The following is a 25,228-nucleotide window of genomic DNA, read 5'->3' on the forward strand; positions in this document are numbered from 1 at the left end:
CGCTCAATCGCCCTGGAGCTCGGCCTCGAGCCGCTCCAGGGCCTCCTCCGCCGCCAGCCACTCCTGTTCCAGCGCCTCGAGGCGAGAGGCCAGCTCGCCCTGCTCGGCGAGCCGCGCGGTGAGCTCGTCCTTGCGCGCCTCGTCGGTGTAGAGCTCGGCCTCGCCCAGCGCCGCCTCCACCTTCGACAGCGCCCGCTGGGCCTTGTCCATCTCGCGCTCCGCCGCATCCCGCTCGCGCTTGAGCGGGCGCAGCTTCTCGCGCAGCGCCGCCGCGGCGCGGCGGGCGGCCTTGCGATCCTCCCGGGGCGCCTCGGCGGCCTCCTGACGCTCGGCCTTCTCGGCCCGGGCCTCGCGGCGCTCCTGCTCGAGGCGGGTGCGCAGCCAGGCCCGATAGTCGTCCAGGTCGCCGTCGAAGGGGGCGACCCGATGGTCGGCGACCCGCCAGAACTCGTCCACGGTGGCGCGCAGCAGGTGGCGGTCGTGGGAGACCACGATCACCGCCCCCTCGAAGCTCGCCAGGGCCTCGGTGAGGGCCTCGCGCATCTCCAGGTCCAGGTGGTTGGTGGGCTCGTCGAGCAGCAGCAGGTTGGGCTTCTGCCAGGCCACCAGGGCCAGCGCCAGCCGGGCCTTCTCGCCGCCCGAGAAGCGCGCCACCTCGGCGAAGACGTCGTCGCCGTGGAAGCCGAACCCGCCCAGGAAGTTGCGGATGTCCAGGTCGGCGGCCCGCGGCGAGAGGCGCTGGACGTGCAGGAAGGGCGTGGCCGAGAGATCCAGGCCCTCCAGCTGGTGCTGGGCGAAGTAGCCGATAGCCAGGTGCTCGCCGGGCACGCGGCGTCCGCCGAGCAGCGGCAGCTCGCCGGTCAGCGACTTGATCAGCGTCGACTTGCCGGCGCCGTTGGGCCCCAGCAGGCCGATGCGCTGCCCCGGCTGCAGGGTCAGGTCGACGCCCTCGAGCTGCACGGCCTCGCCGTCCTCGCCGCGATAGCCGAGCCGCGCCTCGTCCAGCACCAGCAGCGGGTGGGAGGTCTTGTCCGCGGACGGCAGGGTGAAGTGGAAGGGCGAGTCGACGTGGGCCACGGCGATCTCGCCCATGCGCTCGAGCATCTTCAGGCGGCTCTGGGCCTGGCGGGCCTTGGTGGCCTTGTAGCGGAAGCGCGCCACGAAGCGCTCGATCTCGGCCTTGCGCGCCTGCTGCTTGGCGGCCTCGGCCTGCTGCAGGGCCAGCTTCTCGGCCCGGGTGCGCTCGAAGGTGGTGTAGTTGCCCCGGTAGAGCACCAGCGAGCGCCGGTCGAAGTGCACGATGTGATCACAGACGGCGTCCAGGAAGTCGCGGTCGTGGGAGATCAGCAGCAGGGTGCCCGGATAGCGGACCAGCCACTGCTCGAGCCACAGCAGGGCGTCGAGGTCCAGGTGGTTGGTGGGCTCGTCGAGCAGCAGCAGGTCGGAGGGCATGAACAGGGTGCGCGCCAGGTTGACGCGCATCCGCCAACCGCCGGAGAAGTCGGCCAGGGGCCGGGCCAGGTCGGCCTGCTCGAAGCCCAGCCCGACCAGCAGCTGGGCCGCCCGGGCCGGGGCGCTGTAGCCGTCCAGGGACTCGATGGTGCCGTGCAGCTCCGCCTCGCGATGGGCGTCGCCGGCGGCCCGGGCCGCGTCCAGCGCCGCCTCGGCCTGGCGCAGGGCATGGTCGCCGTCCAGCACGTAGTCCTGGATGCTGCGCTCCAGCGCCTCGACCTCCTGGGCCATGTGCGCGATGCGCTGGCCGCCGCTCATCTCGAGCTCGCCGCGGTCGGGCGCGAGCTCGCCGCGCAGCAGGCCGAACAGGCTCGACTTGCCCGCGCCGTTGGGGCCCACGATGCCCGCCTTGTGGCCGGCATGCAGGGTCAGGTCGGCGTCCTCGAGCAGGGCTTGGGTGCCGCGTTGCAGGGAAACTTGGCGCAGTGCGATCATGCGGGCTCCACGGGACTGGCGTGAGGCTGCCGCCATGCGGACGACAGCGCGATCATGAGCGCCGATTCTACCGAATTGTCGCCGACTCTGCGGGCCCGCCTGGCGGACGACCCGCTATGGGACTTCGCCCTGGACCTCTATGCCCGCCCCGGGGTCGAGGCGGCCTGCCTGCGCCTGCAGGACGAGGCCGGCCTGGAGGCGCTCGAGCTGCTGTGGCGCGCCTGGCTGTATCGCCATGGCCTGGCCGCGGGCCCCTTTCCCGAGGCGGTGCGCCGCTGGCAGGCCGAGATCACCGCCCCCCTGCGCCGGCTGCGCCGCGACCTCAAGGCCGAGGCCGAAGCGCGCGCCGGGGTCGCCGCGCTTCGCGAGCGGCTCAAGGTCGCCGAGCTCGAGGCCGAACGCGAGGCCCTGTCGCGCCTGGCGGCCCACAGCCTCGCCGGCCACGGCCTCCGGCCGCTGTCGTCTCCCCCGCCCGCCTGCCGGGAAGTCCTGGCGCACGGCACGCAACTACTCAAAAAGTCGCACTTTTTGGCCCTGGAAACGTTGGCGGGCCAGCTTGACCCCTCATAAGCCCCCCGCTAGCCTGAAGAAACCTGCGTGACCCATTCCTTCGTTTTTGCCGGATGAAGGCCACCGCTTTTCTCCGGCCGAACCTGCAGAGGACGCACAATAATGAAGGCACACAAGCTGTTGACCACCGCCGGCATCGGCGCCCTGATGCTCGGCATGTCCACCGCCGCCTATTCCGACAACTGGCGCTATGCCCACGAGGAATACGAGGGCGACGTCCAGGACGTCTTCGCCCAGGAGTTCAAGCGCTATGTGGAGGAAAATTCCGACCATAGCGTGCAGGTCTACCGCTTCGGTGAGCTCGGCGAGTCCGACGACATCATGGAGCAGACCCAGAACGGCATCCTGCAGTTCGTCAACCAGTCGCCCGGCTTCACCGGCTCGCTGATCCCCGCGGCTCAGATCTTCTTCATCCCGTATCTGATGCCCACCGACATGGACACCGTTCTCGAGTTCTTCGACGAGAGCAAGGCCATCAACGAGATGTTCCCGGAGCTCTATGCCCAGCACGGCCTGAAGCTCCTCCAGATGTATCCCGAAGGCGAGATGGTGGTCACCGCCGACGAGCCGATCACCGCGCCGGCGGACTTCGACAACAAGAAGATCCGCGTGATGACCAACCCGCTGCTGGCCGAGACCTACAGCGCCTTCGGCGCCACCCCGACCCCGCTGCCCTGGGGCGAGGTCTACGGCGGCCTGCAGACCGGCATCATCGACGGCCAGGAGAACCCGATCTTCTGGATCGAGTCCGGCGGCCTCTACGAGGTGTCCCCGAACCTGACCTTCACCGGTCATGGCTGGTTCACCACCGCCATGATGGCCAACATGGACTTCTACGAGGGCCTCTCCGAGGAGGACCAGCAACTGGTTCAGGACGCCACCGACGCGGCCTATGACCACACCATCGAGCACATCCAGGGCCTGGCCGAGGAATCCCTGGCCAAGATCCAGGAAGCCTCCGACGAGGTCACCGTCACCCGGCTGAGCGACGAGCAGATCGACGCCTTCAAGGAGCGCGCGCCCCAGGTCGAGGAGAAGTTCCTCGAGATGACCGGCGAGGACGGCGCCGCCCTGCTCGAGCAGTTCAAGGCGGACCTCGAGGCCGTGCAGCAAGACCAGGAGTGATCCCGGCCCGATCCGCGGACGCAAGGGGGCAGCCTGGCTGCCCCCGTTTTGTTTCCGGCGCCGCCGGCCCAACGTTCACCCAGCGTTGAGCCGGCGGCCGCCCGGCATGGCGACGAGTCGTTAGGCTGCTCGACAGGGACCCGTCATTTCGCCATGCCAGCTGACCAGGGAGTTCGGCCATGTCCGACGAAGAATCCGAAAAGCACTATCGATCCGGACTGCCGGGATTTCTCGGCGTCATCGACACCTTCATCAGCAAGGTCGAGGCGGTGATCCTCGCGGTGGGCGTGCTGCTGATGGCCACCAACACCATCGCCAACGTCATCGGCCGCTTCGTCCTCGGCGAGAGCATCTTCTTCACCGGCGAGGTCAATCGCATCCTGATCATCATGATCACCTTCGCCGGCATCGGCTATGCCGCCCGTCACGGCCGCCACATCCGCATGTCGGCCATCTATGACGCCCTGCCGGTGGGCGGGCGCCGGGCGCTGATGATCGTGATCTCGCTGTTCACCTCGCTGGTGATGTTCTTCCTGCTCTACTACTCGGTGCTCTACATCCTCGACCTCTATGACAAGGGGCGCATCCTGCCGGCGCTGGGCTTCCCCATCTTCATCATCTACGTCTGGGTTCCCCTCGGCTTTCTGATCACCGGCATCCAGTACCTGCTGACGGCCATCAAGAACATGACATCAAAGGATGTCTACCTGTCGACCTCGGTGCTCGACGGTTACAAGGATACGGAAACGGAAGTCTGACGCAGGGCACTACGCCCGGGGGAACGCAAGATGACGACAGTAATGGTAGTGACCATGATCGCCCTGCTGCTGCTGGGCTTTCCGATGATGATTCCGCTGATCACCGCGGCCGTCATCGGCTTCTTCATGATGTTCAACGGCCTGGGGCAGATGGAGACGCTGATCCAGCAGATGATGGCCGGCATCCGGCCGGCCTCGCTGATCGCCGTGCCGATGTTCATCCTCGCCGCCGACATCATGACGCGGGGCCAATCGGCGGAGCGGCTGATCAACATGGTGATGTCCTTCATCGGCCACGTGAAGGGCGGCCTGGCGGTGAGCACCGCCGCCTCCTGCACCCTGTTCGGAGCCGTCTCCGGCTCCACCCAGGCCACGGTAGTGGCGGTAGGCTCGCCGCTGCGCCCGCGCATGCTCAAGGCCGGCTATTCGGACTCCTTCACCCTGGCCCTGATCATCAACTCCAGCGACATCGCCTTCCTGATCCCGCCGAGCATCGGCATGATCATCTACGGCGTCATCTCCGGCACCTCCATCGGCGAGCTGTTCATCGCCGGGATCGGGCCCGGCCTGCTGATCCTCAGCATGTTCGCCGTCTACTGCGTGATCTACGCCGTGGTGCGCGACGTGCCCACCGAGCCCAAGTCCAGCTGGCGCGAGCGCTTTTCCGCGGTGCGCATGGCGCTGTGGCCGCTGGGCTTCCCGGTGATCATCGTCGGCGGCATCTACGGCGGCATCTTCAGCCCCACCGAAGCCGCCGCGGCCTGCGTGCTCTACGCCATCCTGCTGGAGTTCGTGGTCTTCCGCTCGCTGAAGGTCAACGACATCTACGCCATCGCCAAGTCCACCGGCCTGATCACCGCCGTGGTGTTCATCCTGGTGGCGGTGGGCAACGGCTTCTCCTGGATCATCTCCTTCGCCCAGATCCCCCAGGCGATCCTCGAGGCGGTGGGCATCAACGAGGCCGGCCCCACCGGGGTCCTGATCGCGATCTGCATCGCCTTCTTCGTGGCCTGCATGTTCGTCGACCCCATCGTGGTGATCCTGGTGCTGACCCCGATCTTCGCCCCGGCCGTGGAGGCCACCGGGCTGGATCCGGTGCTGGTGGGCATCCTGATCACCCTGCAGGTGGCCATCGGCTCGGCGACGCCGCCCTTCGGCTGCGACATCTTCACCGCCATCGCCATCTTCAAGCGGCCCTACCTGGACGTGATCAAGGGCACACCACCCTTCGTCTTCCTGCTGATCGCGGCCGCCGCGCTGCTGATCATCTTCCCGCAGATAGCCCTGTTCCTGCGCGACCTGGCCTTCGGCGGCTGACCCCGGACACGAAGAGGAGTGGTGACGATGTTCAAACGAATCATGGTGCCGGTGGACGGATCCAAGGGCGCGATCAAGGCGCTCGACCGGGCCGTGGCCCTGCAGCGGCTCACCGACGCCGAGCTCTACATCCTGTGCGTGTTCAAGCACCACAGCCTGCTCGAGGCCTCGCTGTCCATGGTCCGGCCCGAGCGACTCGACATCCCCGACGACGCCCTCAAGGAGTACGCCACCGAGATCGCCACCCAGGCCAAGGCCCACGCCGCCGAGCTCGGCGTGCCCGCCGACAAGGTGCGCGCCTTCGTCAAGGGCGGACGCCCCTCGCGGACCATCGTGCGCTTCGCCCGCAAGCGCGACTGCGACCTGATCGTGATCGGCGCCCAGGGCACCAACGGCGACAAGGGCCTGCTGCTGGGCAGCGTTTCCCAGCGGGTGGCGGGCTCGGCCCACTGCCCGACCCTGGTGGTCTGAGCCTCGACGGCCCCTCCGACCGGGCCGGTGCCGCTCCCCTGCCCCGGGTGCGGAACCGGCCCGGCCCTGTTAGAGTCCCATGATCGCCATCCACTCATGGCGCCAAGGCGCCAGAACACAAGGCTTTTTCATGAAGAGACTGCTGACCACCGCATCCCTGGCGGCGCTGATGACCGCCGCCCCCCTGGCCCTGGCCGCCCCGGAGAGCGACGCCGAGCGCCTGGGCTACAGCCTCGGGGTCACCCTGGGCAAGAGCATCCAGCAGGACGTCTCCGACCTCGACGTGGACGCCTTCACCCAGGCCGTGCGCGACGTCTTCGCCGGCGACGAACTGGCGATGAGCGATCAGGAGATGGCCGAGACCATGCAGGCCTTCCAGCAACAGGCCATGGAGGCTCGCGCCGCCGAGGCCGAGCAGCAGGCCGAGGCCAACCGCGCCGAGGGCGAGGCCTACCGGGCCGAGAACGCCGAGCGGGACGACGTCACCGTCACCGATTCCGGCCTGCAGTACCGCGAGCTGGCCTCCGGCGACGGCGCCACCCCGGGCGCCGACGACACCGTCCAGGTCCACTACGAGGGCAAGCTGATCGACGGCACCGTCTTCGACAGCTCCTACGAGCGCGGCGAGCCGGTGAGCTTCCAGGTCGGCCAGGTCATCGAGGGCTGGCAGGAGGCCCTGCAGCTGATGAGCGTCGGCGACACCTGGGAGATCGTGATCCCCGCCGAGCTGGCCTATGGCACCCGCGGCCAGGGCCCGATCGGGCCCAACGAGACCCTGGTGTTCAAGGTCGAGCTGCTCGACGTCACCGCGGCCGAGGAGTGAGCCTCCGGCCATGAACGTCAGGCTCGCTCTGCTGGCGGCCGGCCTCTGCCTGGGGCCGGCCGCCTCGCTTCACGCCCAGCCCGCCCCCGACGCCCTGCCCCGCCTGTCGGCGAGTCAGGACCGGGCCAGCGTGGTCGGCGTTTCCTCCGGCGGCTACATGGCCGCCCAGCTGGCGGTGGCCTGGCCCTCGCGCTTCGCCGGGCTCGGCGTGGCGGCCGCCGGCCCCTGGGCCTGCGCCCGGGGCGAGCTGGGCCTGGCGCTGGGCCAGTGCATGTTCACCCGGCTCGGCACGCCCGACCTCGAGGCGATCCAGGCCCGCTACCGGGACTACCGGGAGCGCGACCTGGTGGGCTCCCCGGCGGCGCTGGCCGAGCTGCGCGCCCATGTCTGGCACGGCGGGGCCGACGCCACCGTGGCGCCCGACGTCGGCGAGGCGCTGGTCGCTCAACTGAGCGGCTGGCTGGCCGATCCCGAGGCGCAGCTGCGCGTGGTGCGCGATCCGCAGGCCGGCCACGGCTGGCCGGTCGACGAGGATCAGGCAACCCCGGACGGCACCCTGGCGAACTGCCAGGCAGGCGGCGGCAGCCATCTGCTGGCCTGCGACCGGGACCTCGCCGCCGAGGCCCTGAACTGGCTGCACGGGCCGCCGGCGGGCGACCCCGACGGCGCGGGTCGGCTGCGGCGCTTCGACCAGTCGGACTTCGAGGCGCGGGGGCTGGCCGATGCAGGCTACGTCTTCGTGCCGGAGGGCTGCGAGGCGGGCGGCTGCCCGGTCACCGTCGCCCTGCACGGCTGCGAGATGAGCGCCGCGGAGGGCGACGAGCGCTTCGTGCGCCACAGCGGGCTCAATGCCCGGGCCGCCGCCGAGCCGCGGATCGTGCTCTATCCCCAGGCGGAGGCGAGCCTGGCCAATCCCAAGGGCTGCTGGGACTGGTGGGGGTTCGCCGAGAGCACCTGGCAGCTCGACCCGATGCACGACACCCGCCAGGGCAGCCAGGTCGAGGCGCTGATGGGCATGCTCGACCGCCTGCAGGCCGACGCCGACTGACGGCCGGCCTCAGCCCTCGCCGAGCTCGGCCTCCAGGGCCGCCTGGAGCGGCCCCGGGGTCGGGGAGTGCAGCACCCGCCGGCGGATCTCGCCGTGGCGATCCACCAGGTACAGCGAGGCGGTGTGGTCGACGGTATAGTCCAGCGCCGACTCCGGCGTCTCGACCCTGCGCCACACCACGCCGTAGCGCTCGGCGATGTCGGCGAGCCGCTCCCGGCTGCCGGTGGCGCCGATGAAGGCCTCGCCGAAGTGGCCGAGGTAGGTCTCCAGCCGCGCCAGGGTGTCGCGCTCGGGGTCCACCGACACCATCAGCGGCACCACCCGGCGACGCTGCGCCTCGGGCAGGGCGCGACGCGCCTGGCGCACCACCGACAGGCTCATGGGGCAGACGTCGGGACACCAGGTGTAGCCGAAGAACACCACCGCCAACTGATCGTCCGCCAGCCGGGACAGGGAGAACTCCCCCCGGGTGGAGGGCAGCTCGATGGGCCCGCCCTCGGGCAGCCCGTCGTCCTGCGCGGCCCGCTGCTGGTAGAGCGCCAGGCCGGCGGCGGCTGCCGCCAGCAGGACCAGGCCGGCCCCCAGGCCGATGCGCCAGCGTCGCGTCATGGTGTGTGCCTCCTGACCTCGAAGTCGAACCAGCTTCCCAGACGCCCGTCGGGGGTGTCCACCACCACCTCGGCCCGCCAGGGCATCCGCGCCTCGGTGCACAGCGCCACCTGGCCCTGCCCGCGGAAGGTGCCGTCGCCGCCGGCCGTAAGCGGGAAGCGATGCAGCCCCATGTCCATGTCGCGGCCGACGAAGGTGACCGTCGCCGCCTCGGCCGGCACGCCGTCCAGCCGCACCCGCAGCGGCAGCGGCGTCAACGCCCGGATGGGGCCCTCGACCGGGATCGACAGGCTCAGCGCCCGTCCCTCGCCCAGGGCCGCCCGACAGGGCCCGGCCTGCAGGTCGCAGGCCGCCTCGGGCGGCGTCCAGGCCACGTCCGGGCGGCCGTCCAGCCCGTGGCGCAGCAGGTACCAGAGCGCCACGGCCAGGGTCAGCAGGGTCACGAGGATCAGCAGGCGCAGCAGCGGCGATCGGGAAGAGGGTCGCCCATGGGGGCCGGACGGGGGCATGGCGCCTCCAAACGAAGAGCGTGACGGCGTAAGCTTACCAGTGTTCGCGACCCGCCGCCGTGAGCCGGGATGTCGCAGGCCGACCGAGGAGGCATCGTCATGGACGACGTGACGGGGGCCCTGGGCCCCCTCTTTCTGCTGATCCTGCTGGGCGCCGTGCTCGGCCGTTGCCGCTGGCCCGGCGGCGATTTCTGGCCCCGCCTGGAGGGGCTGATCTACTACCTGCTGTTTCCCGCCATGCTGGTGGCGACCCTGACGGACGCCGAGATCCGGGACGTGCCGGTGATCCGGCTGGCAGGCGTCCTGCTGGGCGGCCTCGGAGCCTTCACCCTGCTGCTCTGGGGGCTGCGCCGCCGCCTGGCCCTCGACGCCCCCGCCTTCACCTCGGTCTTCCAGGGCGCGCTGCGCTTCAACACCTATGTCGGCGTGGCCGGCGCCGCCGCGCTGCACGGCCCGCAGGGCGCCACGGTGGCGGCCGTCGCCGTGGCGCTGATGGTGCCGACCGTCAATGTGCTGTGCGTGGGCAGCTTCATCGCCGCGGCGCCCTCGGGCGGCCTCGGCACGGGGCCCCGCCTCGCCGCCCTGGCCCGCAACCCGCTGATCCTGGCTTGCCTGGCCGGCGCCGGCCTCAACCTGTCGGGCCTGGGACTGCCCGGCTGGAGCGGCGAGGCCGTGGATCTGCTGGGTCGGGCGGCCCTGCCGCTGGGGCTGGTCGCGGTGGGCGTGGCGCTGCGCCCGCGGGCCCTGCTGCGTCGCGACGGCGCCGTCTGGACGGCCGGGCTGATCAAGCTGGTCCTGCTGCCGGGACTGGTGCTGGGCCTGGCCGTCCTGCTCGCCCTGCCCCCGGTGAGCCGCGACGTGGCGCTGCTGTTCGCCGCCCTGCCCACCGCCACCTCGGCCTATATCCTGGCCCGCCAGCTGGGCGGGGACGCCGACCTGATGGCGACCCTGATCACCGGCCAGACCCTGGCGGCCATGGTGACCCTGCCGCTCTGGCTGCGCCTGGCCGCGTAGCGTAATAAAAAACATTCTCGTTTTCATTGACAGCGGCGCGGCCGCTGCCCTATCTTGGCGCCATGGCGTCGACGAGGCGCCTTGCCTACCGGGGGGCCGCCGGCCTCCCGACAGGTTTCTCCTCCTCATTGCTAGTCACGGTCTTTTTCGCCGCCCCCCGGGCGGCGTTCTTTTTTGGTCGCGTGCAAGCGGCGCGGACAGGAAAGGATCGCATTTACGTTGACGCCACAAATGAGAATGATTTACTCTGCATGCATGGCGTTTGATGAGGCGCCAGCCCGGTCAGGACGCCGCCGGTGTCCTGCCCAGGTTTCTCCTCCTCATTGCTAGTCACGGTCTTTTCGCCGCCCCGTCCGGGGCGGCGTTCTTTTTTTGCGCGCCCGACGGCACCGCGGCGGGCCGGGCGGCACGGCGAATGCGGAACGGGGCGGTCGCGAGGGCCGCCGCCGGGACGGCTCAGTCCACGCGGCGGAAGATCAGGTCCCAGACCCCATGGCCGAGCTTCTCGCCGCGGCGCTCGAACTTGGTCAACGGGCGGAAGTCGGGACGCGGCACATAGGGGGCGGTCTCGGCGCCGGCGGTGTTGGCGTAGCCCGGGGCCTCGGCCATCACCTCGGCCATCCACTCGGCATAGGCCGCCCAGTCGGTGGCCATGTGCAGGGTGCCGCCGGGCTTGAGGCGGGTCCGCACCAGCTCGACGAAGGCCGGCTGGACGATGCGCCGCTTGTGGTGCTTCTTCTTCGGCCAGGGGTCCGGGAAGAACAGCTGCAGGGTGTCGAGGCTGCCCTCGGGCAGGCACCGCTCGAGCACCGCCAGCGCATCCTCGCGGTAGACCCGCAGGTTGGTCAGGCCCCGCTTGTCGGCCTCGTCGAGCAACTTGCCGACGCCGGGTGCGTGTACCTCGATGCCGATGAAGTCGGTATCGGGATGGGTCTCGGCCTGCTCGATCAGCGAGGCCCCCATGCCGAAGCCGACCTCCAGCACCACCGGAGCCCGGCGCCCGAACAGCGCCTCGAGGTCCTGGCGACCGTCGGCCAGGGTCAGCCCCAGCCGCGGCCAGACCTCCTCGAGGCCGCGGGTCTGGGCCGCGGTCATGCGCCCGGCGCGCAGCACATAGCTCTTGATGCCGCGGCGGTGCAGCGGCGCGTCGGGGCTCTCGGGCCCCGTGGTGGGGGCCTTGTCGGGGTGTTGCGGATCGTTCATGCGCGGCGTCGGGTCTCGTGGCGAAGTGGGAAGATCAGGCGTTGATGCGCCCGGCCAGCGGCGAGGACGGATCGGCGCCCTGGCGGCGCGGCATGCGCCCGGCCAGGAAGGCCTCGCGGCCGGCCTCGACCGCCCGGCGCATGGCGCTGGCCATCAGCACCGGCCGGCGGGCGTGGGCGATGGCGGAGTTGAGCAGCACCCCGTCGCAGCCCAGCTCCATGGCCTGGGCGGCCTCGGAGGCGGTGCCGATGCCGGCGTCCACCAGCACCGGCACGCCGGCCTGCTCGACGATCAGGCGGATGTTGTGCGGGTTCTGGATGCCGTGGCCGGAGCCGATCAGCGAGCCCAGCGGCATCACCGCGCAGCAGCCGATGCGTTCCAGCTCCCGGGCGACGATGGGGTCGTCGCTGGTATAGACCATGACGTCGAAGCCGTCGGCGACCAGGGTCTCGGCGGCGGCCAGGGTCTCCACCACGTTGGGGTAGAGGGTGGTGTCGTCGCCCAGCACCTCGAGCTTGACCAGGTTGTGGCCGTCGAGCAGCTCGCGGGCCAGGCGGCAGGTGCGCACCGCGTCCTGGGCCGTGTAGCAGCCGGCGGTATTGGGCAGCAGGGTATAGCGTTCCGGGGAGACGGCGTCGAGCAGGCTGGGCGCCGAGGCGTCCTGCCCCAGGTTGGTGCGGCGCACCGCGAAGGTCACCACCTCGGCCCCGCTGGCGGCGATGGCGTCGGCGGTCTCGTCGAAATCGCGATACTTGCCGGTGCCCACCAGCAGCCGCGAGGCGAACTCCCGGCCGGCGACGCGCAGCGGCGCGTCCTGGAAGAAATCGGTCATCTTGTTGTGCTCCTGTGGAAAGGGACCGGCGACGGGCGCTTCAACCGCCGCCGATGGCATGGACGATCTCCACCCGGTCGCCCTCGGCCAGGCGCGTCTCGCCATGGGCGCTCTTGGGCACGATCTCCTCGTTGACCTCCACGGCGATGCGCCGCCCGGCCAGGCCGAGGGTCTCGACCAGCTGGGCCACGGAGACGTCGGCGTCCAGGCTGCGAGCCTCGCCGTTGAGCTGGATCTGCATGGCATCCTCCGGGGCTGCGATTTCGCGGGCCCATATTGTAGCGCCTCGAGCCCCGCCCGGGTACGGTGAGCGCGACGCGACGACCGGAGGGACGAGATGCGGGATCGAGGCTGGTGGGTGACGGTGGCGCTGGGCGGCGCCCTGACGGTGATGGCCGGGGCCTTCGGCGCCCATGCCCTGGCGGATTCCCTGACGCCGCGCCTGATGGCGGCCTTCGAGACCGGGGTGCGCTACCAGGCCTGGCACCTGCTGGCGATGCTCGGCGTGCTGGCCTGGCGGGCCGCCCGTCCCCTGGCCGGCCAGCGCCTGGCGCTGGGCCTGTGGCTGGCCGGCATGGCGCTGTTCTCGGGATCGCTCTACGCCCTCGCGCTCAGCGGTCTGCGCGCCCTGGGCGCGATCACCCCGCTCGGCGGGCTGCTGCTGATCGGCGGCTGGCTGGCGCTGGCCGTTTGCGTACTCCGCGCCCCCAGCGGTGGCTCTGATCCTGGCTAGGGCGGGGTACAGGCGGCGGGCCAAGGGAAGCACTGAGAGCGAAGAGAGGCTGGTCGTCGCCGGAGCGCAGCAATAAATCCGTGTCTTCCCGAAACTCAGTCGCCGTCCGGCAAGACATAGGTCGCAGTGACCAGCGCCACCGGCGCGTCCTCGCCGGCGGAGAACAGCTGCACCTCGCCCACCGCCAGACGCCGGCCCAGCTTGAGCAGCCGGGCGTTGGCGAGCAGGTCCCGGTCGCCCCGCGGGCGGCGCAGGAAGCGACAGTGCAGGTCGCTGGTCACCGCCATGGGCTCGGGGCCGATCTGGGCCAGGATCGCCACGTAGAGGCAGACGTCGGCGAGCCCCATCAGGGTCGGCCCCGAGACGCTGGCCCCCGGCCGCAGGTGCTCGTCCTCGATGGCCAGGCTCATGGTGGCGCGCATCTCGTCGACGCCCTCGATGGTCCCCGAGCGCTGGGGGAAGACCTCGTCGAGGAAGTCCTCGATGGCGGCGGCGGTCATCACGGTCATGGGGCGCTCCCTGCTGTGGGCGATGGCCCCAAGATAGCCCAGCCGACCCGCCTCGCACAGTCGCCACGAGGGGCGAGGGGCGAGGGGCGAGGGGCGAGGAACAGTCTATGCCCTCGCCCCGAACCTCGGCCGCTTATCCCGCCTTGTGCACCGCCCGCCAGTGGTGCAGCAGCGGCTCGGTGTAGCCGGCGGGCTGCTCGAGCCCCTTGAAGATCAGGTCCGAGGCCGCCCGGAAGGCATGGGACGCCTCGAGGTCGTCGCTCATCGGCCGGTAGGCCGGATCGCCCGCGTTCTGGTCGTCCACCACCCGGGCCATGCGCGCCAGGGTCTCGCGGACCTGGTCGGCGCCCACCACGCCATGGTGCAGCCAGTTGGCCACGTGCTGGCTGGAGATCCGCAGGGTGGCGCGATCCTCCATCAGGCCCACGTCATGGATGTCCGGCACCTTGGAGCAACCCACGCCGTGCTCCACCCAGCGCACCACGTAGCCGAGGATGCCCTGGCAGTTGTTGTCGAGCTCCTGCTGGATCGCCTCGGCGAACCAGTCGGGGGACTCGGCCACCGGCACGGTGAGCAGGTCGTCGAGCACATCCGGCTCGCCCTGGCGTTCCAGCTCGCGCTGCACCTCGGCCACGCTGACTTGGTGGTAGTGCAGGGCATGCAGGGTGGCGGCGGTGGGCGAGGGCACCCAGGCGGTGTTGGCGCCGGCCCTGGGGTGGCCGATCTTCTGCTCGAGCATGGCCGCCATCAGGTCCGGCATGGCCCACATGCCCTTGCCGATCTGGGCATGGCCGCGCAGGCCGCAGGCCAGGCCCACCTGGACGTTGTTGTGCTCGTAGGCGCCGATCCAGGCGGTATGCTTCATGTCGCCCTTGCGCACCATGGGGCCGGCCTGCATGGCGGTGTGCATCTCGTCGCCGGTGCGGTCCAGGAAGCCGGTGTTGATGAACACCACCCGGGAGGTGGCCTCGTTGATGCAGGCCTTGAGGTTGGCGGAGGTGCGGCGCTCCTCGTCCATGATGCCCATCTTGAGGGTGTCCCGGGCCAGGCCCAGCAGGTCCTCGACGCGGCCGAACAGCTCGTTGGCGAAGGCGACTTCCCTGGGCCCGTGCATCTTCGGCTTGACGATGTAGACCGAGCCCTCGCGGGAGTTGCGGGCCTCGCCCGCGCCCTTCTGCAGGTCGCGCAGGGCGATCAGGGTGGTGACCACGCCATCGAGGATGCCCTCCGGCAGCTCGTTGCCCTCGGCGTCGAGCACCGCCGGGGTGGTCATCAGGTGGCCGACGTTGCGCACGAACAGCAGCGAGCGCCCCGGCAGGGTGACCTCGCCGCCGTCCGGCGCGGTCCAGGTGCGATCCGCGGCCAGGCGGCGGGTGAAGGTCTTGCCGCCCTTCTCGACCTGCTCCTCCAGGTCGCCCTTCATCAGGCCCAGCCAGTTGGCATAGACGCCGACCTTGTCCTCGGCGTCCACCGCGGCCACGGAGTCCTCGCAGTCCATGATCGCGGTCAGCGCCGACTCGACGACCACGTCCTTGACGCCGGCCGGGTCGGTCTTGCCGATGGGGTGACCGGCATCGATCTGGATCTCCAGGTGCAGGTCATGGTTGACCAGCAGGATGGCGGCGGGCGCGTCGGCCTCGCCCCGGTAGCCGACCAGCTTGCCGGGCTCCTTGAGGCCGGTCTCGCGGCCGCCCTCCAGGCTCACCACCAGGTGGCCGTCGCGCAGCGCATACTTCACCGCCTCGCGGTGGGAGCCGGTGGCCAGCGGCGCGGCGCGGTCCAGCACCCCGCGGGCATAGGCGATGACCTTCTCGGCGCGCCTGGGATTGAAGCTGTCGCCCTTCTCGGCGCCGTCGTCCTCGGCGATGGCATCGGTGCCGTAGAGGGCATCGTAGAGGCTGCCCCAGCGAGCGTTGGCGGCGTTGAGCGCATAGCGGGCGTTGTTGACCGGCACCACCAGCTGCGGGCCGGCCTGGACGGCGATCTCGCGGTCGACGTTGGCGGTGGTGACGCTCACCTCGGCCGGCGCCGGCTGCAGGTAGCCGATGCGTTCGAGGAAGGCGCGGTAGGCGGCCATGTCGCGCACCGGGCCGGGGTTCTCGCGGTGCCAGGCATCCAGCTCGGCCTGGAGGGCATCGCGCTCGGCGAGCAGTTCCCGGTTCTTCGGTGTCAGATCATGAAAGAGGGCGTCGACGCCGGCCCAGAATGCCTCGGGATCCACGCCACTGCCCGGCAGGGCCTGTTCGTTGATGAAGCGGTCCAGCTCGGCGGCCACCTGCAGGCGGTGACGGGTGATGCGTTGGGTCATGGGTCGTTCTCCTATGCATGGCGATCGGCGCTCCCCATGGCACCGAGCGGCCGGACAGGGAAAGGTGACTGCGTCATGACAATTTTGTGGAAAATGCTTCCACATGTAAACCCGAGCCCGGCGGCCACCCCCGCAGACTAGACCAAAAGAGGAGGCCGGGTAGTCCGGCGACAGGGTAGGCGCGAGGCTGGCGACCGCCGGGGCGGGACGCTAGCATGGGCGGCCACCGCGGAGGACTCGATGAGCGATTTCACCCCCCTTCAGGCCCTGGGCCCCATCGCCCCGGCCGATCCGGCCGGCGGACCGCTGGACGGCTATCTCGGCCACTACGGCCTGGCGCCGCTGCTCGCCGAACACGTCGGCCTGCACGTGGGGTACGTGGATGCCCAGGGCTTCCGCCTGTGGACCCAGGTCTGGCGGCCGACGGTGCCACGGGGCACCGTCTTCGTCGTCCACGGCTACTACGATCACCTGGGCCTCTACCGCCACCTGCTGGAATGCCTGCTCGACCGGGGCTGGCAGGTGGTGCTCTGGGACCTGCCCGGCCATGGCCTGTCCAGCGGCGAACGCGCCACCATCGACGACTTCGACGAGTACGGCGCCTGCCTGCGCGGCCTCCAGGCGCACCTCGCCGACGACGGCCTGGCGCCCGGCCCCTGGCTGGGCATCGGCCAGAGCACCGGCGCGGCGATCCTCGCCACCGACGCCCTGCGCCGGGGGGACGACGGCCACTGGGCGGGGCTGGCCCTGCTGGCGCCGCTGGTGCGCCCCTGGGGCTGGTCCCAGTCGAGCTGGCTGCACCGCCTGCTGGGACCCTTCGTGCGCTCGCTGCCCCGCCGCTTCCGCGAGAACTCCACCGACGCCGACTTCGCCGCCTTCCTCCGCGAGGCCGACCCCCTGCAGCCGGATCGCCTGGCCATCCAGTGGGTGGACGCCATGCGCCGCTGGATGCCGCAGCTGCTCGCCCTGCCGGCCAACCCCCTGCCGACCCTGATCCTGCAGGGTGAGCGGGACCTGACGGTGGACTGGCAATGGAACCTGGACGTGCTGGCCCGCAAGTTCCCCAATGCCGAGATCCACCGTCACCCCGAGGCCCGCCACCACCTGGTCAACGAGGCCGAGCCCATCCGCCGCAGCCTGTTCCGGGAACTCGAACGCTTCATCGCCGGTCTGGAGGACAGCCTCGACCCGTCCGCCACCCGGAGCCCGCCCCGATCATGATCCCCCGACCGCTGGCCCCGCTGCTGCTCGCCCTGCTGCTCGCCGCCTGCGCCGCCGCCCCCGAGCGCCCCCAGACGGTGCGCCAGGCGCTGTTCGGCCTGGGCGAGCGCGCCGCGGAGCGGGTCGTCGCGGCGCCGCCCCTGCCGCGGCCGCTGACCGAGCAGGTGCTGCTGCTGGCGCGCCCCGAGGTCGACGCCGAGCTCGATATCGGCGGGGAGCGCCTGCTGGAGAGCCTGACCCGCGCCCTGCTCGGCCGCGCGCCGGGCCCCCAGGTGCTGGACTGGCAGCCGGCCCTGTCCCGGGACGCCGGCGCCAATCAGTGGCGCCTGGACAGCCGGCTGCTCGCCACCGGCCCGCGGCTGACGCTCAGCGACCGCACCCTGCTGCCCTACCGCCTGCAGCTGACGCTGCGCCGCCCGGGCCAGGCGACGCCCCTCTGGCAGGCCCGGATCGACGGCGCCCTGGACGCCACCGCTCTCTGAGCCGCCCTCACCCCCCGCGCAGCAACCGGTCCAGCTGGCGATAGCCGATGGCCTCGATCAGCTGCTCCCGGCCGGGCCGCGGCTCGCCGGCCAGGTCGGCGAGGGTCAGCGCCACCCGCAGGACCCGATGGAAGGCGCGAGCCGACAGCTGCAGCCGCTCCAGCACCCCGGCCAACCAGGCCCGATCCGTCGCCTCCAGGGCACAGGCAGCCTCCAGCGCCCGGCCGGCCAGGTGGGCATTGAGCGCGCCGCGCGCCCGCTGGCGCGCCCGGGCCGCCAGCACTCGTTCGCGCACCGCCGCCGAGGGCTCCCCGGCCTCCCGGGACGTCATCTGTGCCGGCGGCAGCGCCGGCACCTCCACCTGCAGGTCGATGCGATCCAGCAGCGGGCCGGAGAGTCGCGCCTGGTAGCGCTGGATCTGGGCGGCGGTGCAGTGACAGGCCTGGCGGGGGTCGCCCAGGTGGCCGCAGGGGCAGGGGTTCATGGCCGCCACCAGCTGGAAGCGCGCCGGGTAGCGACGCTCGTGGCTGGCCCGGGCGATATGGATGGCGCCGGACTCCATGGGCTCGCGCATCACCTCCAGCACCTGGCGGGAGAACTCGGGCAGCTCGTCGAGGAACAGCACCCCGAGGTGGGCCAGCGAGATCTCCCCGGGACGCGGTCGCGACCCGCCGCCCACCAGGGCCACGGCGCTGGCGGTATGATGGGGCGCGCGGAAGGGGCGCCGCCCCCAGTGCTCGGCGATCGGCAGCCCGGAGACCGAGCGCACGGCGGCCACCTCCAGGGCCTCGTCCTCGCTCAGCGGCGGCAGGATGCCGGGCAGGCGACTGGCCAGCATGGTCTTGCCGGTCCCCGGCGGCCCGGCCAGCAGCAGGTTATGGCCACCGGCGGCGGCGACCTCGAGGGCCCGCCGCGCCTGGTGCTGGCCGCGGACGTCCCCCAGGTCGTCGCCCGCCGGCGGTGGCGCCGCGGGTCGCGCCGCATCGAGGGGCGCGATGGGCGCCTGGCCCAGCAGGTGGGCCACCACCTCGAGCAGGTGGTCGGCGGGCAGCACCTCGAGCTCGCCGGCCAGCGCCGCCTCCTCGGCATTGGCGCGGGGCACGATCAGCCGACGGCCGGCACGCCGGGTGGCCATCGCCATGGGCAGCACGCCGGGCAGCGGCCGCAGGGCGCCGTCCAGGGCGAGTTCGCCGACGCACTCGAACTCGGCCAGGGCCTCCGGCGGGATCTGCCCCGAGGCCGCCAGCAGCCCCAGGGCGATGGGCAGGTCGAAGCGTCCGCCGTCCTTGGGCAGGTCGGCGGGCGCCAGGTTGAGGGTGATGCGGCGCAGCGGGAAGTCGAAGCCGGCATTGACCAGGGCGCTGCGCACCCGCTCGCGGCTCTCCTTCACCGCCGCCTCGGGCAGCCCGACCAGGGTCATGCCGGGCAGGCCGTTGGCCAGGTGGACTTCCACCAGCACCTCGGGCGCCTCCAGGCCGAGGCCCGCCCGGGTGCGCACGATCGACAGGGTCATCGGCGGTCCCTCGCGCATTGCCTGTCCTCAGGCTAGTCCAGCGCGACGGGGACCGCCCGGGGCCTCAGCGGTCGGTCTCGCCGGCCCCGGCGTCCTCCTCCGGCGCGGCCGCGTCGCGACCCTCGACCGGGGGCGTCGCCTCGGCGGCGACCGGCGGCCGCCCGGCCTCGTCACGGGACGCCTCCAGGGCCGCCTCCAGGGCGGCGACCTGCTGCTCCAGGGCCTCGACACGCCCGCGGGTGCGCTGCAGCACGTCCATCAGGATGTCGAAGTCCTCCCGGGACACCAGCTCCAGGCGGTCGAAGGCGCCGCGCACCACCTGCTGGATGCCCTTCTGCACCTCTTCCGGCGCCTGGGAGGCGCCCTGCAGGCGCTCACCGATCTGCTGAGCCAGGCGGCCGATGCGGTCTTGGCTGACCATGTTGTCTCTCCTGAGCGGTCTGGGGTGGCTGACGACAAGGATACGCAAGGCATCCGCCGGGCGCATTCCCCACGCTCGCCCCCGAATGGCGCATCGCGCGCCGATCTCGGCACCGAAACGGTGCAGCCCGCCTGGCGGGGCGCGCACCAGGACGCGCCACCCCTTGCGTGGACCTTCCCCCAAGCACATGAGCTGCAAGGCTTCTTCACGAGACTGGCACGCTTTGCGCAATGCCATGGCAGACATGCACCGCGCGGTTCACCCCGCGCCCACCCAACAGGGGAGATCCGGGATGAAGCTGATCACCGCCATCATCAAGCCCTTCAAGCTCGACGACGTGCGCGAGGCGCTCGCCGACAACGGCGTGCAGGGCATCACCGTCACCGAGGTCAAGGGCTTCGGGCGCCAGAAGGGCCACACCGAGCTCTATCGCGGGGCCGAGTACGTGGTCGATTTCCTGCCCAAGGTCAAGGTCGAGATCGCCGTGGACGACGGCCGCCTCGACACCGTGCTGGACGCCATCTGCAGCGCCGCCAACAGCGGCAAGATCGGCGACGGCAAGGTCTTCGTGACCGCGCTGGAAGACGTCATCCGCATCCGCACCGGCGAGCGCGGCGGCGACGCCGTCTGAGCCGACCGTTTCTCCCTCACCCTGGAGTGACTGCCATGAACGAGATAACCGAGCTGAGCTACGCGCTCGACACCTTCTACTTCCTGATCTGCGGCGTCCTGGTGATGTGGATGGCCGCCGGCTTCTCGATGCTCGAGGCCGGCCTGGTGCGGTCCAAGAACACCGCCGAGATCCTGACCAAGAACATCGCGCTGTTCGCCGTCGCCTGCACCATGTACCTGCTGCTGGGCTACTACCTGATGTACTCCGGGGCCGCGGGCGGCATCCTGCCCAACCTGGGCTTCCTGCTGGGCGACGAGAACACCGTGGCCGCGGTGACCGCCGGCGGCGAGGACGCGCCCTACTACTCCATGCGCGCCGACTTCTTCTTCCAGGTGGTGTTCGTGGCCACCGCCATGTCCATCGTCTCCGGGGCCGTGGCCGAGCGCATGAAGCTGTGGGCCTTCCTGGCCTTCGCCGTGGTGATGACCGGGGTCATCTACCCGGTCTCCGGCTACTGGACCTGGGGCGGCGGCTGGCTGGCCGAGGTCGGCTTCTCCGACTATGCCGGCTCCGGCATCGTGCACATGGCCGGGGCGGCCGCGGCGCTGGCCGGCGTGCTGGTGCTCGGCCCGCGCAAGGGCAAGTACGGCAAGGACGGCAGCGTCTTCGCCATCCCCGGCGCCAACCTGCCGCTGGCGACCCTAGGCACCTTCATCCTGTGGATGGGCTGGTTCGGCTTCAACGGCGGCTCCGAGCTGAAGGTGTCCGACGTGAGCTCCGCCAACAACATGGCCCAGGTGCTGGTGAACACCAACGCCGCCGCCGCCGGCGGGGTGATCGCCGCGCTGATCCTGGCCAAGGCCTGGTTCCGCAAGGCCGACCTGACCATGGCCCTCAACGGCGCCATCGCCGGCCTGGTGTCCATCACCGCCGACCCGCTGTCGCCCGGCGCCCTGGGCGCCACCCTGATCGGCGCCGTGGGCGGCCTGCTGGTGGTGGTGGCCATCGTCGGCCTGGACAAGCTCAAGCTCGACGATCCGGTCGGCGCCATCTCCGCCCACGGCGTGGCCGGCATCTGGGGCGTGCTGGCGGTACCGCTGACCAACGACGGCGCCTCCTTCGGTGCCCAGCTCATCGGCATCCTCGGCATCTTCGCCTGGGTCTTCGCCGCCAGCCTGGCCGTGTGGCTGGTCATCAAGGCGATCATGGGGGTGCGCGTCAGCGAGGAAGAGGAGTACGAGGGCGTGGACCTGGCCGAGTGCGGGCTCGAGGCCTACCCCGAGTTCACCGTCTCCAAGGTCCACGGCGGCGGCTCGGGCCGCTCCCGCGCCGAGCCCAGCGGCCAGGCACGCCCGCTGGCGCCGCGTACCGAGTGACGCCCTGCCCCTTCCCGTCCGGGCCCCGTTCGCGGGGCCCTTTTTTCTTCCCCCCGCCGGAGGTGTATGCTCTGGCCCCATACCCTCTGGATGGCGCGGCGTCGCCATCGGACACGGACCACGCGAGGACATGACCATGAAACTGGTGACCGCCATCATCAAGCCGTTCAAGCTCGACGACGTACGCGAATCCCTTTCGGAGATCGGCGTCCAGGGCATCACCGTCACCGAGGTCAAGGGCTTCGGACGCCAGAAGGGCCACACCGAGCTCTACCGCGGGGCCGAGTACGTGGTCGACTTCCTGCCCAAGGTGAAGCTCGAGGTCGCGGTGGATGACGCCATGGCCGAGCAGGTCATCGACGCCATCACCCAGGTGGCCAACACCGGCAAGATCGGCGACGGCAAGATCTTCGTCACCGCCCTGGAGCAGGTGATCCGCATCCGCACCGGCGAGACGGACAAGGACGCGGTCTAAGGCGCGAGGCGCGAGGCGCGAGGCGCGAGGCGCGAGGCGCGAGGCGCGAGGCGCGAGGCGCGAGGCGCGAGATAGCATCAGCTCGCGCCCCGACAGGTCAACACCCCTGCAGCCAGGCTGCAGGGGTGTTTTTCTTCCCTCTTCAAGCTTCCAGACGCGAAGCGCCGCTCTTCGAACTTATGGCTTGCTGCTCCCGGCGACGCCGCGCCGCAGGCACAAAAAAGCCGGCCCGAGGGCCGGCAAGGGCAGGCCATACGGCCTGCAACAAGCTGGGTCAAAAAGGGATCGCCTCAGAAGTGGAACTGGGCGCTGGCCATCACGCGGCTGGCGTCCACCTCCTCGCCGCTGACCTTCTCCAGGTCGATGTACTGGTACTCGGCGCCCACCGTCATGCGGTCGTTGACGTCCCAGATCAGGTTGACATGGGAGAACTGCACGGTGTCCGCCATGCCCTGGAAGGCCGGGGCGTCATCCGCCAGGTCCTGCTCGACCCGGGAGGTGCCGATGGAGCTCGACCAGCTGGCGTTCCAGCGATGGTCCAGGGAGAGGCCGACGCTCTGCAGGTCGACGGCCTCGAGATCGCCGTCGGCCGCCAGGTAGGCATCCGGCGCACGGAACTTGGCGCCGGACGCCGGCACGTAGTCCAGGTACCCGCCCAGGCCGCTGCCGGCCATCAGGTTGCCCTTGAGGGTGGTGCTGCCGCCCAGCGGCAGGGCCCCCTGGGCGGCGATGCCGAAGCCGGTGGTGCTCTCGTCCTGGCCATTCAGCTCGGAGTTGGTGGAGAACTGGCGAACCACGCCGGAGATGCCGAAGCTGCGCTTGTACTGGTAGCGCAGGGTCAGGTCGGGCAGCTCGGAGCCTTCGTCGACCGCACCACCCGGGCCCAGGTCGGAGATCGAGGACTCGGGGTTCTCGAGGGCCACGGCGAAGGTGTTGGGGCCCGCCTGGTGGGTGTAGCGCACCTGCTCGGGACGCCCGGTGGCGTAGCCGATGGGCCCGCCCAGCTTGAGGATGCGCGGAGTCCCCAGGAAGTGCATGAAGTTGGTCCAGGTCTGGCCGGCCAGGAAGCCGTTGTATTCGCCGTAGGCGTGGCGCAGGTTGAACTTGTTGTCCGGGGCGAAGTGACCTTCCAGGTAGGTGCGCAGCACCTCGTCGCCGAAGCGGGTCTGGGTGCGGAAGTTCAGCCGCGACTCCTGGGCGGTGAAGGTCGTCTTGCCGTCGGTGGCAGTGCTCTCATTGGCTGTAGTCTTCGGGTTATCCTCGCGGCCGACCGCCAGCGCATCGGTGATCTCGCCCAGGTCGTAGTCGAAGTCGTGGATGGCGTCGAACTTGACGTAGCCGCCGAAGGCCACGTCGGTGTTGGTGCCGGGGATGTTGAAGGTGCTGCGGTGGTTCCAGGGCGCGCCGACGCGGCTCGGCTCGCCGGTCACCACCGGCTCGCCGGCGGGGACGACATCGAAGGCATGGGAACTTTGGGCCGCAAGCAGGCCTGCCGGCAGCAGTGCCAGCATCAGGGTCTTTCTGGAATGCATGATGATCTCTCTTAAGTCGTTATTATGAACGGAAAGGCACGGGATTATTGTTCTGATTCAACGTCTCTCGATGGTTCCTAGCGCCTCCTCTCGTCTGCATGGCTGGGAGAGGCGCCACCGGGGGAGGTCGGCGACGCCCGGGAGAGCGGATGGCCTCTCAGTAGAGGGTCTTCTGGGGCGGGCCGGCGAACTTGAGCTCGCCGACGCTGGCCATGTCCACCTCGACCACCGCCGGACCGTCCTGGCCGACGGCCTCGACGAGCACGGCCTGGAAGTCGTCGCCCCGGCCAACCTTCCAGCGCGGCAGGACCAGGGCGTCGGCCATGGCCTGGAAGTCCGGCGTATGCAGGTCGTTGTAGTACTGCCGGCCCTCGAAGTACTTGTCCTGGATGCCGCGCATCACGCCGTAGCCGCCGTCGTTCATCACCACCAGGGTCATGTCCGCACGCTCCTGGGCCAGGGTGGCCATCTCGCCGACCATCAGCATCAGGCCGCCGTCGCCGACCACGGTCACCACCTTGCGGCCCTCGGCCCCCACCGCGCAGCCGATGCCGGTGGCCAGGCCCTGGCCGATGGCGCCGGCCAGGGAGTGGATGTTGGTCAGCGGGCGCTCGATGGGCAGCAGGCGGCTGCCCCAGGTGCTGCCGGAGACGGTGATGTCGCGCACGAAGATGCCGTCCTCGGGCAGCGCCGCGCGGATCGCGTCGGAGAGCTTGGCGTACTCGCCGACCTGGCCGCGCAGGGCCTGCTCGGCGGCCTCGACGGCCTGGGCGACGTCGCGATCGACCTCCGCGTCGGGGCGTCGCTTGCCTTCGAGGCGGTCGGCCAGACGCGCGAGGACATCACCGCACTCGCCGCACAGGAAGGCGTCGGCCGAATAGTTGCGGTGGGCCGCGGCCGGGTCGACGTCGATCTGCACCAGCGGACGCGGCAACGCCACCGAGTAGGTGCGGGTCTCGTTGCTGCGCAGCCGTGAGCCGGCCACCAGCATCAGGTCGCTGCGACCGAACAGCTCCTCCACCGCCGGGGCGCTGTGGAAGGCGCGCAGGCTGCGCGGATGGCTGTCGGGCAGCACGCCCCGGGCGTGGGTGCTGGAGACCACCGGAATGCCGGCATCCGCCAGGCGGCGCACGGCGTCGCCGGCCTCCAGGCAGCCGCCGCCGATCCACAGCACCGGCCGCTCGGCGGCCAGGACGCGCTCGGCCAGGGCGTCGATCTCGGCCTCGCCGACCCGGGCCGGGGCGGCGGGCTCGGCGGGTGCCGTCTCGACCCACTCGACGGAACTCGCCTGGATGTCGATAGGGATCTCCAGGCTGACCGGGCCCCGCGGCAGGGTCATCGCGTCCTGGATGGCGCGGTGCAGCAGCGGCACCACCTGCTCGGGGGTGCAGGCTCGGTAGGCGCGCTTGGAGCAGGCCTGCAGGAAGCCCATCTGGTCGCGGGTCTCGTGGATGAAGCCGGCGTCGCGATCCAGGTAGGCCTTCTCGACCTGGCCGGTGATGTGCAGCAGCGGGGTGCCGGCGTTGAGCGCCTCGAGCATGGCGCCCACGGCGTTGCCCGCGCCGGCGCCGGTACTGGTCAGGGCCACGCCGAGGCCCCCCACCCGGGTATGGCCGTCGGCCATGGTCACGGCGCCGGCCTCGCCGCGGGACGGCACGAAGCGTACCCGCTCGCGCTGGCCGATGGCGTCGGCGATCGGCAGGTTATGGATGGAGATCACCCCGTACACGGCCGAGACCGCGTAGGCTTCCAGGGTACGGGCGACGGCTTCGCCCACGGTGATGGTCGTCATGGTTCGGTTCCTCTGTGACCGTGGGCG

General features: G+C 70.9%; 26 protein-coding genes. 14 read left to right on the forward strand and 12 right to left on the reverse strand.

The genetic code is table 11. From position 1 onward, the window contains the following. Positions 1-3 precede the first annotated feature (3 nt). Positions 4-1,947, reverse strand: coding sequence for an ABC-F family ATP-binding cassette domain-containing protein (locus QC818_RS06315; protein ID WP_309651995.1), 1,944 nt, complete (start codon positions 1,945-1,947; stop codon positions 4-6). 54 nt (positions 1,948-2,001) lie between these two features. Here QC818_RS06315 and QC818_RS06320 point away from each other — a divergent pair, with 54 nt between their 5' ends. The 7 genes from QC818_RS06320 (at position 2,002) to QC818_RS06350 (ending at position 8,059) form a co-directional block, all read left to right on the forward strand. Then, positions 2,002-2,517: a TIGR02444 family protein gene (locus tag QC818_RS06320; RefSeq protein ID WP_309651996.1), complete on the forward strand. Its 516-nt coding sequence runs from the start codon at positions 2,002-2,004 to the stop codon at positions 2,515-2,517. Between the two features lie 102 nt (positions 2,518-2,619). After that, entirely contained in the window at positions 2,620-3,642 is a 1,023-nt protein-coding gene (locus QC818_RS06325; protein WP_309651997.1) for a TRAP transporter substrate-binding protein, read from the forward strand. A gap of 179 nt (positions 3,643-3,821) precedes the next feature. Continuing rightward, complete coding sequence (locus tag QC818_RS06330) at positions 3,822-4,400, forward strand: TRAP transporter small permease (RefSeq protein WP_309651998.1); 579 nt, start codon at positions 3,822-3,824, stop codon at positions 4,398-4,400. 30 nt (positions 4,401-4,430) lie between these two features. Beyond that, on the forward strand, positions 4,431-5,717 hold the full coding sequence (locus tag QC818_RS06335) for a TRAP transporter large permease (RefSeq protein WP_309651999.1): 1,287 nt from the start codon (positions 4,431-4,433) through the stop codon (positions 5,715-5,717). Positions 5,718-5,744: 27 nt separating this feature from the next. Beyond that, positions 5,745-6,188, forward strand: coding sequence for a universal stress protein (locus tag QC818_RS06340; RefSeq protein WP_309652000.1), 444 nt, complete (start codon positions 5,745-5,747; stop codon positions 6,186-6,188). Positions 6,189-6,318: 130 nt separating this feature from the next. Continuing rightward, positions 6,319-7,011: an FKBP-type peptidyl-prolyl cis-trans isomerase gene (locus QC818_RS06345; protein WP_309652001.1), complete on the forward strand. Its 693-nt coding sequence runs from the start codon at positions 6,319-6,321 to the stop codon at positions 7,009-7,011. Positions 7,012-7,021: 10 nt separating this feature from the next. After that, positions 7,022-8,059: a prolyl oligopeptidase family serine peptidase gene (locus QC818_RS06350; RefSeq protein ID WP_309652002.1), complete on the forward strand. Its 1,038-nt coding sequence runs from the start codon at positions 7,022-7,024 to the stop codon at positions 8,057-8,059. Positions 8,060-8,068: 9 nt separating this feature from the next. On the opposite strand, the gene QC818_RS06355 is transcribed toward QC818_RS06350, so the two are convergent. Further along, on the reverse strand, positions 8,069-8,668 hold the full coding sequence (locus QC818_RS06355) for an SCO family protein (protein ID WP_309652003.1): 600 nt from the start codon (positions 8,666-8,668) through the stop codon (positions 8,069-8,071). Next, entirely contained in the window at positions 8,665-9,177 is a 513-nt protein-coding gene (locus tag QC818_RS06360) for a hypothetical protein (RefSeq protein WP_309652004.1), read from the reverse strand. The genes QC818_RS06355 and QC818_RS06360 overlap by 4 nt, the downstream gene beginning before the upstream one ends. Positions 9,178-9,276: 99 nt before the next feature. On the opposite strand from QC818_RS06360, the gene QC818_RS06365 reads away from it, so the two are divergent. Continuing rightward, positions 9,277-10,191, forward strand: a complete 915-nt coding sequence (locus QC818_RS06365) for an AEC family transporter (protein WP_309652005.1) — start codon at positions 9,277-9,279, stop codon at positions 10,189-10,191. Positions 10,192-10,647: 456 nt separating this feature from the next. Here the strand turns inward: QC818_RS06365 and trmB are convergent, their stop codons facing one another. From trmB to thiS, 3 genes are read right to left on the reverse strand one after another with little or no spacing between them, the layout of a single operon-like run. After that, entirely contained in the window at positions 10,648-11,394 is a 747-nt protein-coding gene (gene trmB / locus QC818_RS06370) for a tRNA (guanosine(46)-N7)-methyltransferase TrmB (protein WP_309652006.1), read from the reverse strand. Between the two features lie 34 nt (positions 11,395-11,428). Next, positions 11,429-12,226 carry a thiazole synthase gene (locus tag QC818_RS06375; protein ID WP_309652007.1) on the reverse strand — a complete coding sequence of 266 codons (798 nt, stop codon included), beginning with the start codon at positions 12,224-12,226 and terminating at the stop codon, positions 11,429-11,431. A 40-nt stretch (positions 12,227-12,266) separates the two neighbouring features. Further along, complete coding sequence (gene thiS / locus QC818_RS06380; protein ID WP_309652008.1) at positions 12,267-12,467, reverse strand: sulfur carrier protein ThiS; 201 nt, start codon at positions 12,465-12,467, stop codon at positions 12,267-12,269. Positions 12,468-12,563: 96 nt separating this feature from the next. Here thiS and QC818_RS06385 point away from each other — a divergent pair, with 96 nt between their 5' ends. Further along, entirely contained in the window at positions 12,564-12,959 is a 396-nt protein-coding gene (locus QC818_RS06385; protein WP_309652009.1) for a DUF423 domain-containing protein, read from the forward strand. Positions 12,960-13,054: 95 nt separating this feature from the next. Here the strand turns inward: QC818_RS06385 and QC818_RS06390 are convergent, their stop codons facing one another. Both QC818_RS06390 and QC818_RS06395 read right to left on the reverse strand, forming a co-directional pair. After that, a complete protein-coding gene (locus QC818_RS06390; protein ID WP_309652010.1) occupies positions 13,055-13,468 on the reverse strand; it encodes a PaaI family thioesterase in 414 nt (137 codons plus the stop codon). A gap of 133 nt (positions 13,469-13,601) precedes the next feature. After that, a complete protein-coding gene (locus QC818_RS06395; RefSeq protein WP_309652011.1) occupies positions 13,602-15,776 on the reverse strand; it encodes a malate synthase G in 2,175 nt (724 codons plus the stop codon). A gap of 240 nt (positions 15,777-16,016) precedes the next feature. Here QC818_RS06395 and QC818_RS06400 point away from each other — a divergent pair, with 240 nt between their 5' ends. Both QC818_RS06400 and QC818_RS06405 read left to right on the forward strand, forming a co-directional pair. Next, positions 16,017-16,997 (forward strand): alpha/beta hydrolase, encoded by a 981-nt coding sequence (locus tag QC818_RS06400; protein WP_309652012.1) that lies wholly within the window; start codon positions 16,017-16,019, stop codon positions 16,995-16,997. Further along, complete coding sequence (locus QC818_RS06405) at positions 16,994-17,479, forward strand: hypothetical protein (protein ID WP_309652013.1); 486 nt, start codon at positions 16,994-16,996, stop codon at positions 17,477-17,479. The genes QC818_RS06400 and QC818_RS06405 overlap by 4 nt, the downstream gene beginning before the upstream one ends. Positions 17,480-17,486: 7 nt before the next feature. Here the strand turns inward: QC818_RS06405 and QC818_RS06410 are convergent, their stop codons facing one another. Both QC818_RS06410 and QC818_RS06415 read right to left on the reverse strand, forming a co-directional pair. Beyond that, positions 17,487-18,992 (reverse strand): YifB family Mg chelatase-like AAA ATPase, encoded by a 1,506-nt coding sequence (locus QC818_RS06410; protein WP_309652167.1) that lies wholly within the window; start codon positions 18,990-18,992, stop codon positions 17,487-17,489. Between the two features lie 64 nt (positions 18,993-19,056). Continuing rightward, positions 19,057-19,413, reverse strand: coding sequence for an accessory factor UbiK family protein (locus tag QC818_RS06415; RefSeq protein WP_309652014.1), 357 nt, complete (start codon positions 19,411-19,413; stop codon positions 19,057-19,059). A 292-nt stretch (positions 19,414-19,705) separates the two neighbouring features. Here QC818_RS06415 and QC818_RS06420 point away from each other — a divergent pair, with 292 nt between their 5' ends. From QC818_RS06420 to glnK, 3 genes are all read left to right on the forward strand, one after another. Beyond that, a complete protein-coding gene (locus tag QC818_RS06420) occupies positions 19,706-20,044 on the forward strand; it encodes a P-II family nitrogen regulator (RefSeq protein WP_309652015.1) in 339 nt (112 codons plus the stop codon). A gap of 35 nt (positions 20,045-20,079) precedes the next feature. Further along, a complete protein-coding gene (locus QC818_RS06425) occupies positions 20,080-21,402 on the forward strand; it encodes an ammonium transporter (protein WP_309652016.1) in 1,323 nt (440 codons plus the stop codon). 136 nt (positions 21,403-21,538) lie between these two features. Further along, positions 21,539-21,877, forward strand: coding sequence for a P-II family nitrogen regulator (gene glnK, locus QC818_RS06430; protein ID WP_309652017.1), 339 nt, complete (start codon positions 21,539-21,541; stop codon positions 21,875-21,877). Positions 21,878-22,167: 290 nt separating this feature from the next. Here glnK and QC818_RS06435 read toward each other — a convergent pair whose 3' ends face one another. After that, positions 22,168-23,409 carry a DcaP family trimeric outer membrane transporter gene (locus QC818_RS06435; RefSeq protein WP_309652018.1) on the reverse strand — a complete coding sequence of 414 codons (1,242 nt, stop codon included), beginning with the start codon at positions 23,407-23,409 and terminating at the stop codon, positions 22,168-22,170. Positions 23,410-23,566: 157 nt separating this feature from the next. Further along, a complete protein-coding gene (locus tag QC818_RS06440; RefSeq protein WP_309652019.1) occupies positions 23,567-25,201 on the reverse strand; it encodes a thiamine pyrophosphate-binding protein in 1,635 nt (544 codons plus the stop codon). Positions 25,202-25,228 lie beyond the last annotated feature (27 nt).

This window comes from Halomonas koreensis (assembly GCF_031451675.1).
GTDB lineage: Bacteria > Pseudomonadota > Gammaproteobacteria > Pseudomonadales > Halomonadaceae > Halomonas > Halomonas koreensis.

Coding starts and splice junctions, on each gene's coding strand:
- QC818_RS06340 (WP_309652000.1), top strand. CDS start 5,745: ATGTTCAAACGAATCATGGTGCCGGTGGACGGATCCAAGGGCGCGATC.
- QC818_RS06435 (WP_309652018.1), bottom strand. CDS start 23,409: ATGCATTCCAGAAAGACCCTGATGCTGGCACTGCTGCCGGCAGGCCTG.
- QC818_RS06330 (WP_309651998.1), top strand. CDS start 3,822: ATGTCCGACGAAGAATCCGAAAAGCACTATCGATCCGGACTGCCGGGA.
- QC818_RS06415 (WP_309652014.1), bottom strand. CDS start 19,413: ATGGTCAGCCAAGACCGCATCGGCCGCCTGGCTCAGCAGATCGGTGAG.
- glnK (WP_309652017.1), top strand. CDS start 21,539: ATGAAACTGGTGACCGCCATCATCAAGCCGTTCAAGCTCGACGACGTA.
- QC818_RS06355 (WP_309652003.1), bottom strand. CDS start 8,668: ATGACGCGACGCTGGCGCATCGGCCTGGGGGCCGGCCTGGTCCTGCTG.
- QC818_RS06385 (WP_309652009.1), top strand. CDS start 12,564: ATGCGGGATCGAGGCTGGTGGGTGACGGTGGCGCTGGGCGGCGCCCTG.
- QC818_RS06335 (WP_309651999.1), top strand. CDS start 4,431: ATGACGACAGTAATGGTAGTGACCATGATCGCCCTGCTGCTGCTGGGC.
- QC818_RS06360 (WP_309652004.1), bottom strand. CDS start 9,177: ATGCCCCCGTCCGGCCCCCATGGGCGACCCTCTTCCCGATCGCCGCTG.
- QC818_RS06410 (WP_309652167.1), bottom strand. CDS start 18,992: ATGACCCTGTCGATCGTGCGCACCCGGGCGGGCCTCGGCCTGGAGGCG.
- QC818_RS06350 (WP_309652002.1), top strand. CDS start 7,022: ATGAACGTCAGGCTCGCTCTGCTGGCGGCCGGCCTCTGCCTGGGGCCG.
- QC818_RS06345 (WP_309652001.1), top strand. CDS start 6,319: ATGAAGAGACTGCTGACCACCGCATCCCTGGCGGCGCTGATGACCGCC.
- QC818_RS06405 (WP_309652013.1), top strand. CDS start 16,994: ATGATCCCCCGACCGCTGGCCCCGCTGCTGCTCGCCCTGCTGCTCGCC.
- thiS (WP_309652008.1), bottom strand. CDS start 12,467: ATGCAGATCCAGCTCAACGGCGAGGCTCGCAGCCTGGACGCCGACGTC.
- QC818_RS06375 (WP_309652007.1), bottom strand. CDS start 12,226: ATGACCGATTTCTTCCAGGACGCGCCGCTGCGCGTCGCCGGCCGGGAG.
- QC818_RS06365 (WP_309652005.1), top strand. CDS start 9,277: ATGGACGACGTGACGGGGGCCCTGGGCCCCCTCTTTCTGCTGATCCTG.
- QC818_RS06440 (WP_309652019.1), bottom strand. CDS start 25,201: ATGACGACCATCACCGTGGGCGAAGCCGTCGCCCGTACCCTGGAAGCC.
- QC818_RS06425 (WP_309652016.1), top strand. CDS start 20,080: ATGAACGAGATAACCGAGCTGAGCTACGCGCTCGACACCTTCTACTTC.
- trmB (WP_309652006.1), bottom strand. CDS start 11,394: ATGAACGATCCGCAACACCCCGACAAGGCCCCCACCACGGGGCCCGAG.
- QC818_RS06325 (WP_309651997.1), top strand. CDS start 2,620: ATGAAGGCACACAAGCTGTTGACCACCGCCGGCATCGGCGCCCTGATG.
- QC818_RS06420 (WP_309652015.1), top strand. CDS start 19,706: ATGAAGCTGATCACCGCCATCATCAAGCCCTTCAAGCTCGACGACGTG.
- QC818_RS06390 (WP_309652010.1), bottom strand. CDS start 13,468: ATGACCGTGATGACCGCCGCCGCCATCGAGGACTTCCTCGACGAGGTC.
- QC818_RS06395 (WP_309652011.1), bottom strand. CDS start 15,776: ATGACCCAACGCATCACCCGTCACCGCCTGCAGGTGGCCGCCGAGCTG.
- QC818_RS06320 (WP_309651996.1), top strand. CDS start 2,002: ATGAGCGCCGATTCTACCGAATTGTCGCCGACTCTGCGGGCCCGCCTG.
- QC818_RS06315 (WP_309651995.1), bottom strand. CDS start 1,947: ATGATCGCACTGCGCCAAGTTTCCCTGCAACGCGGCACCCAAGCCCTG.
- QC818_RS06400 (WP_309652012.1), top strand. CDS start 16,017: ATGAGCGATTTCACCCCCCTTCAGGCCCTGGGCCCCATCGCCCCGGCC.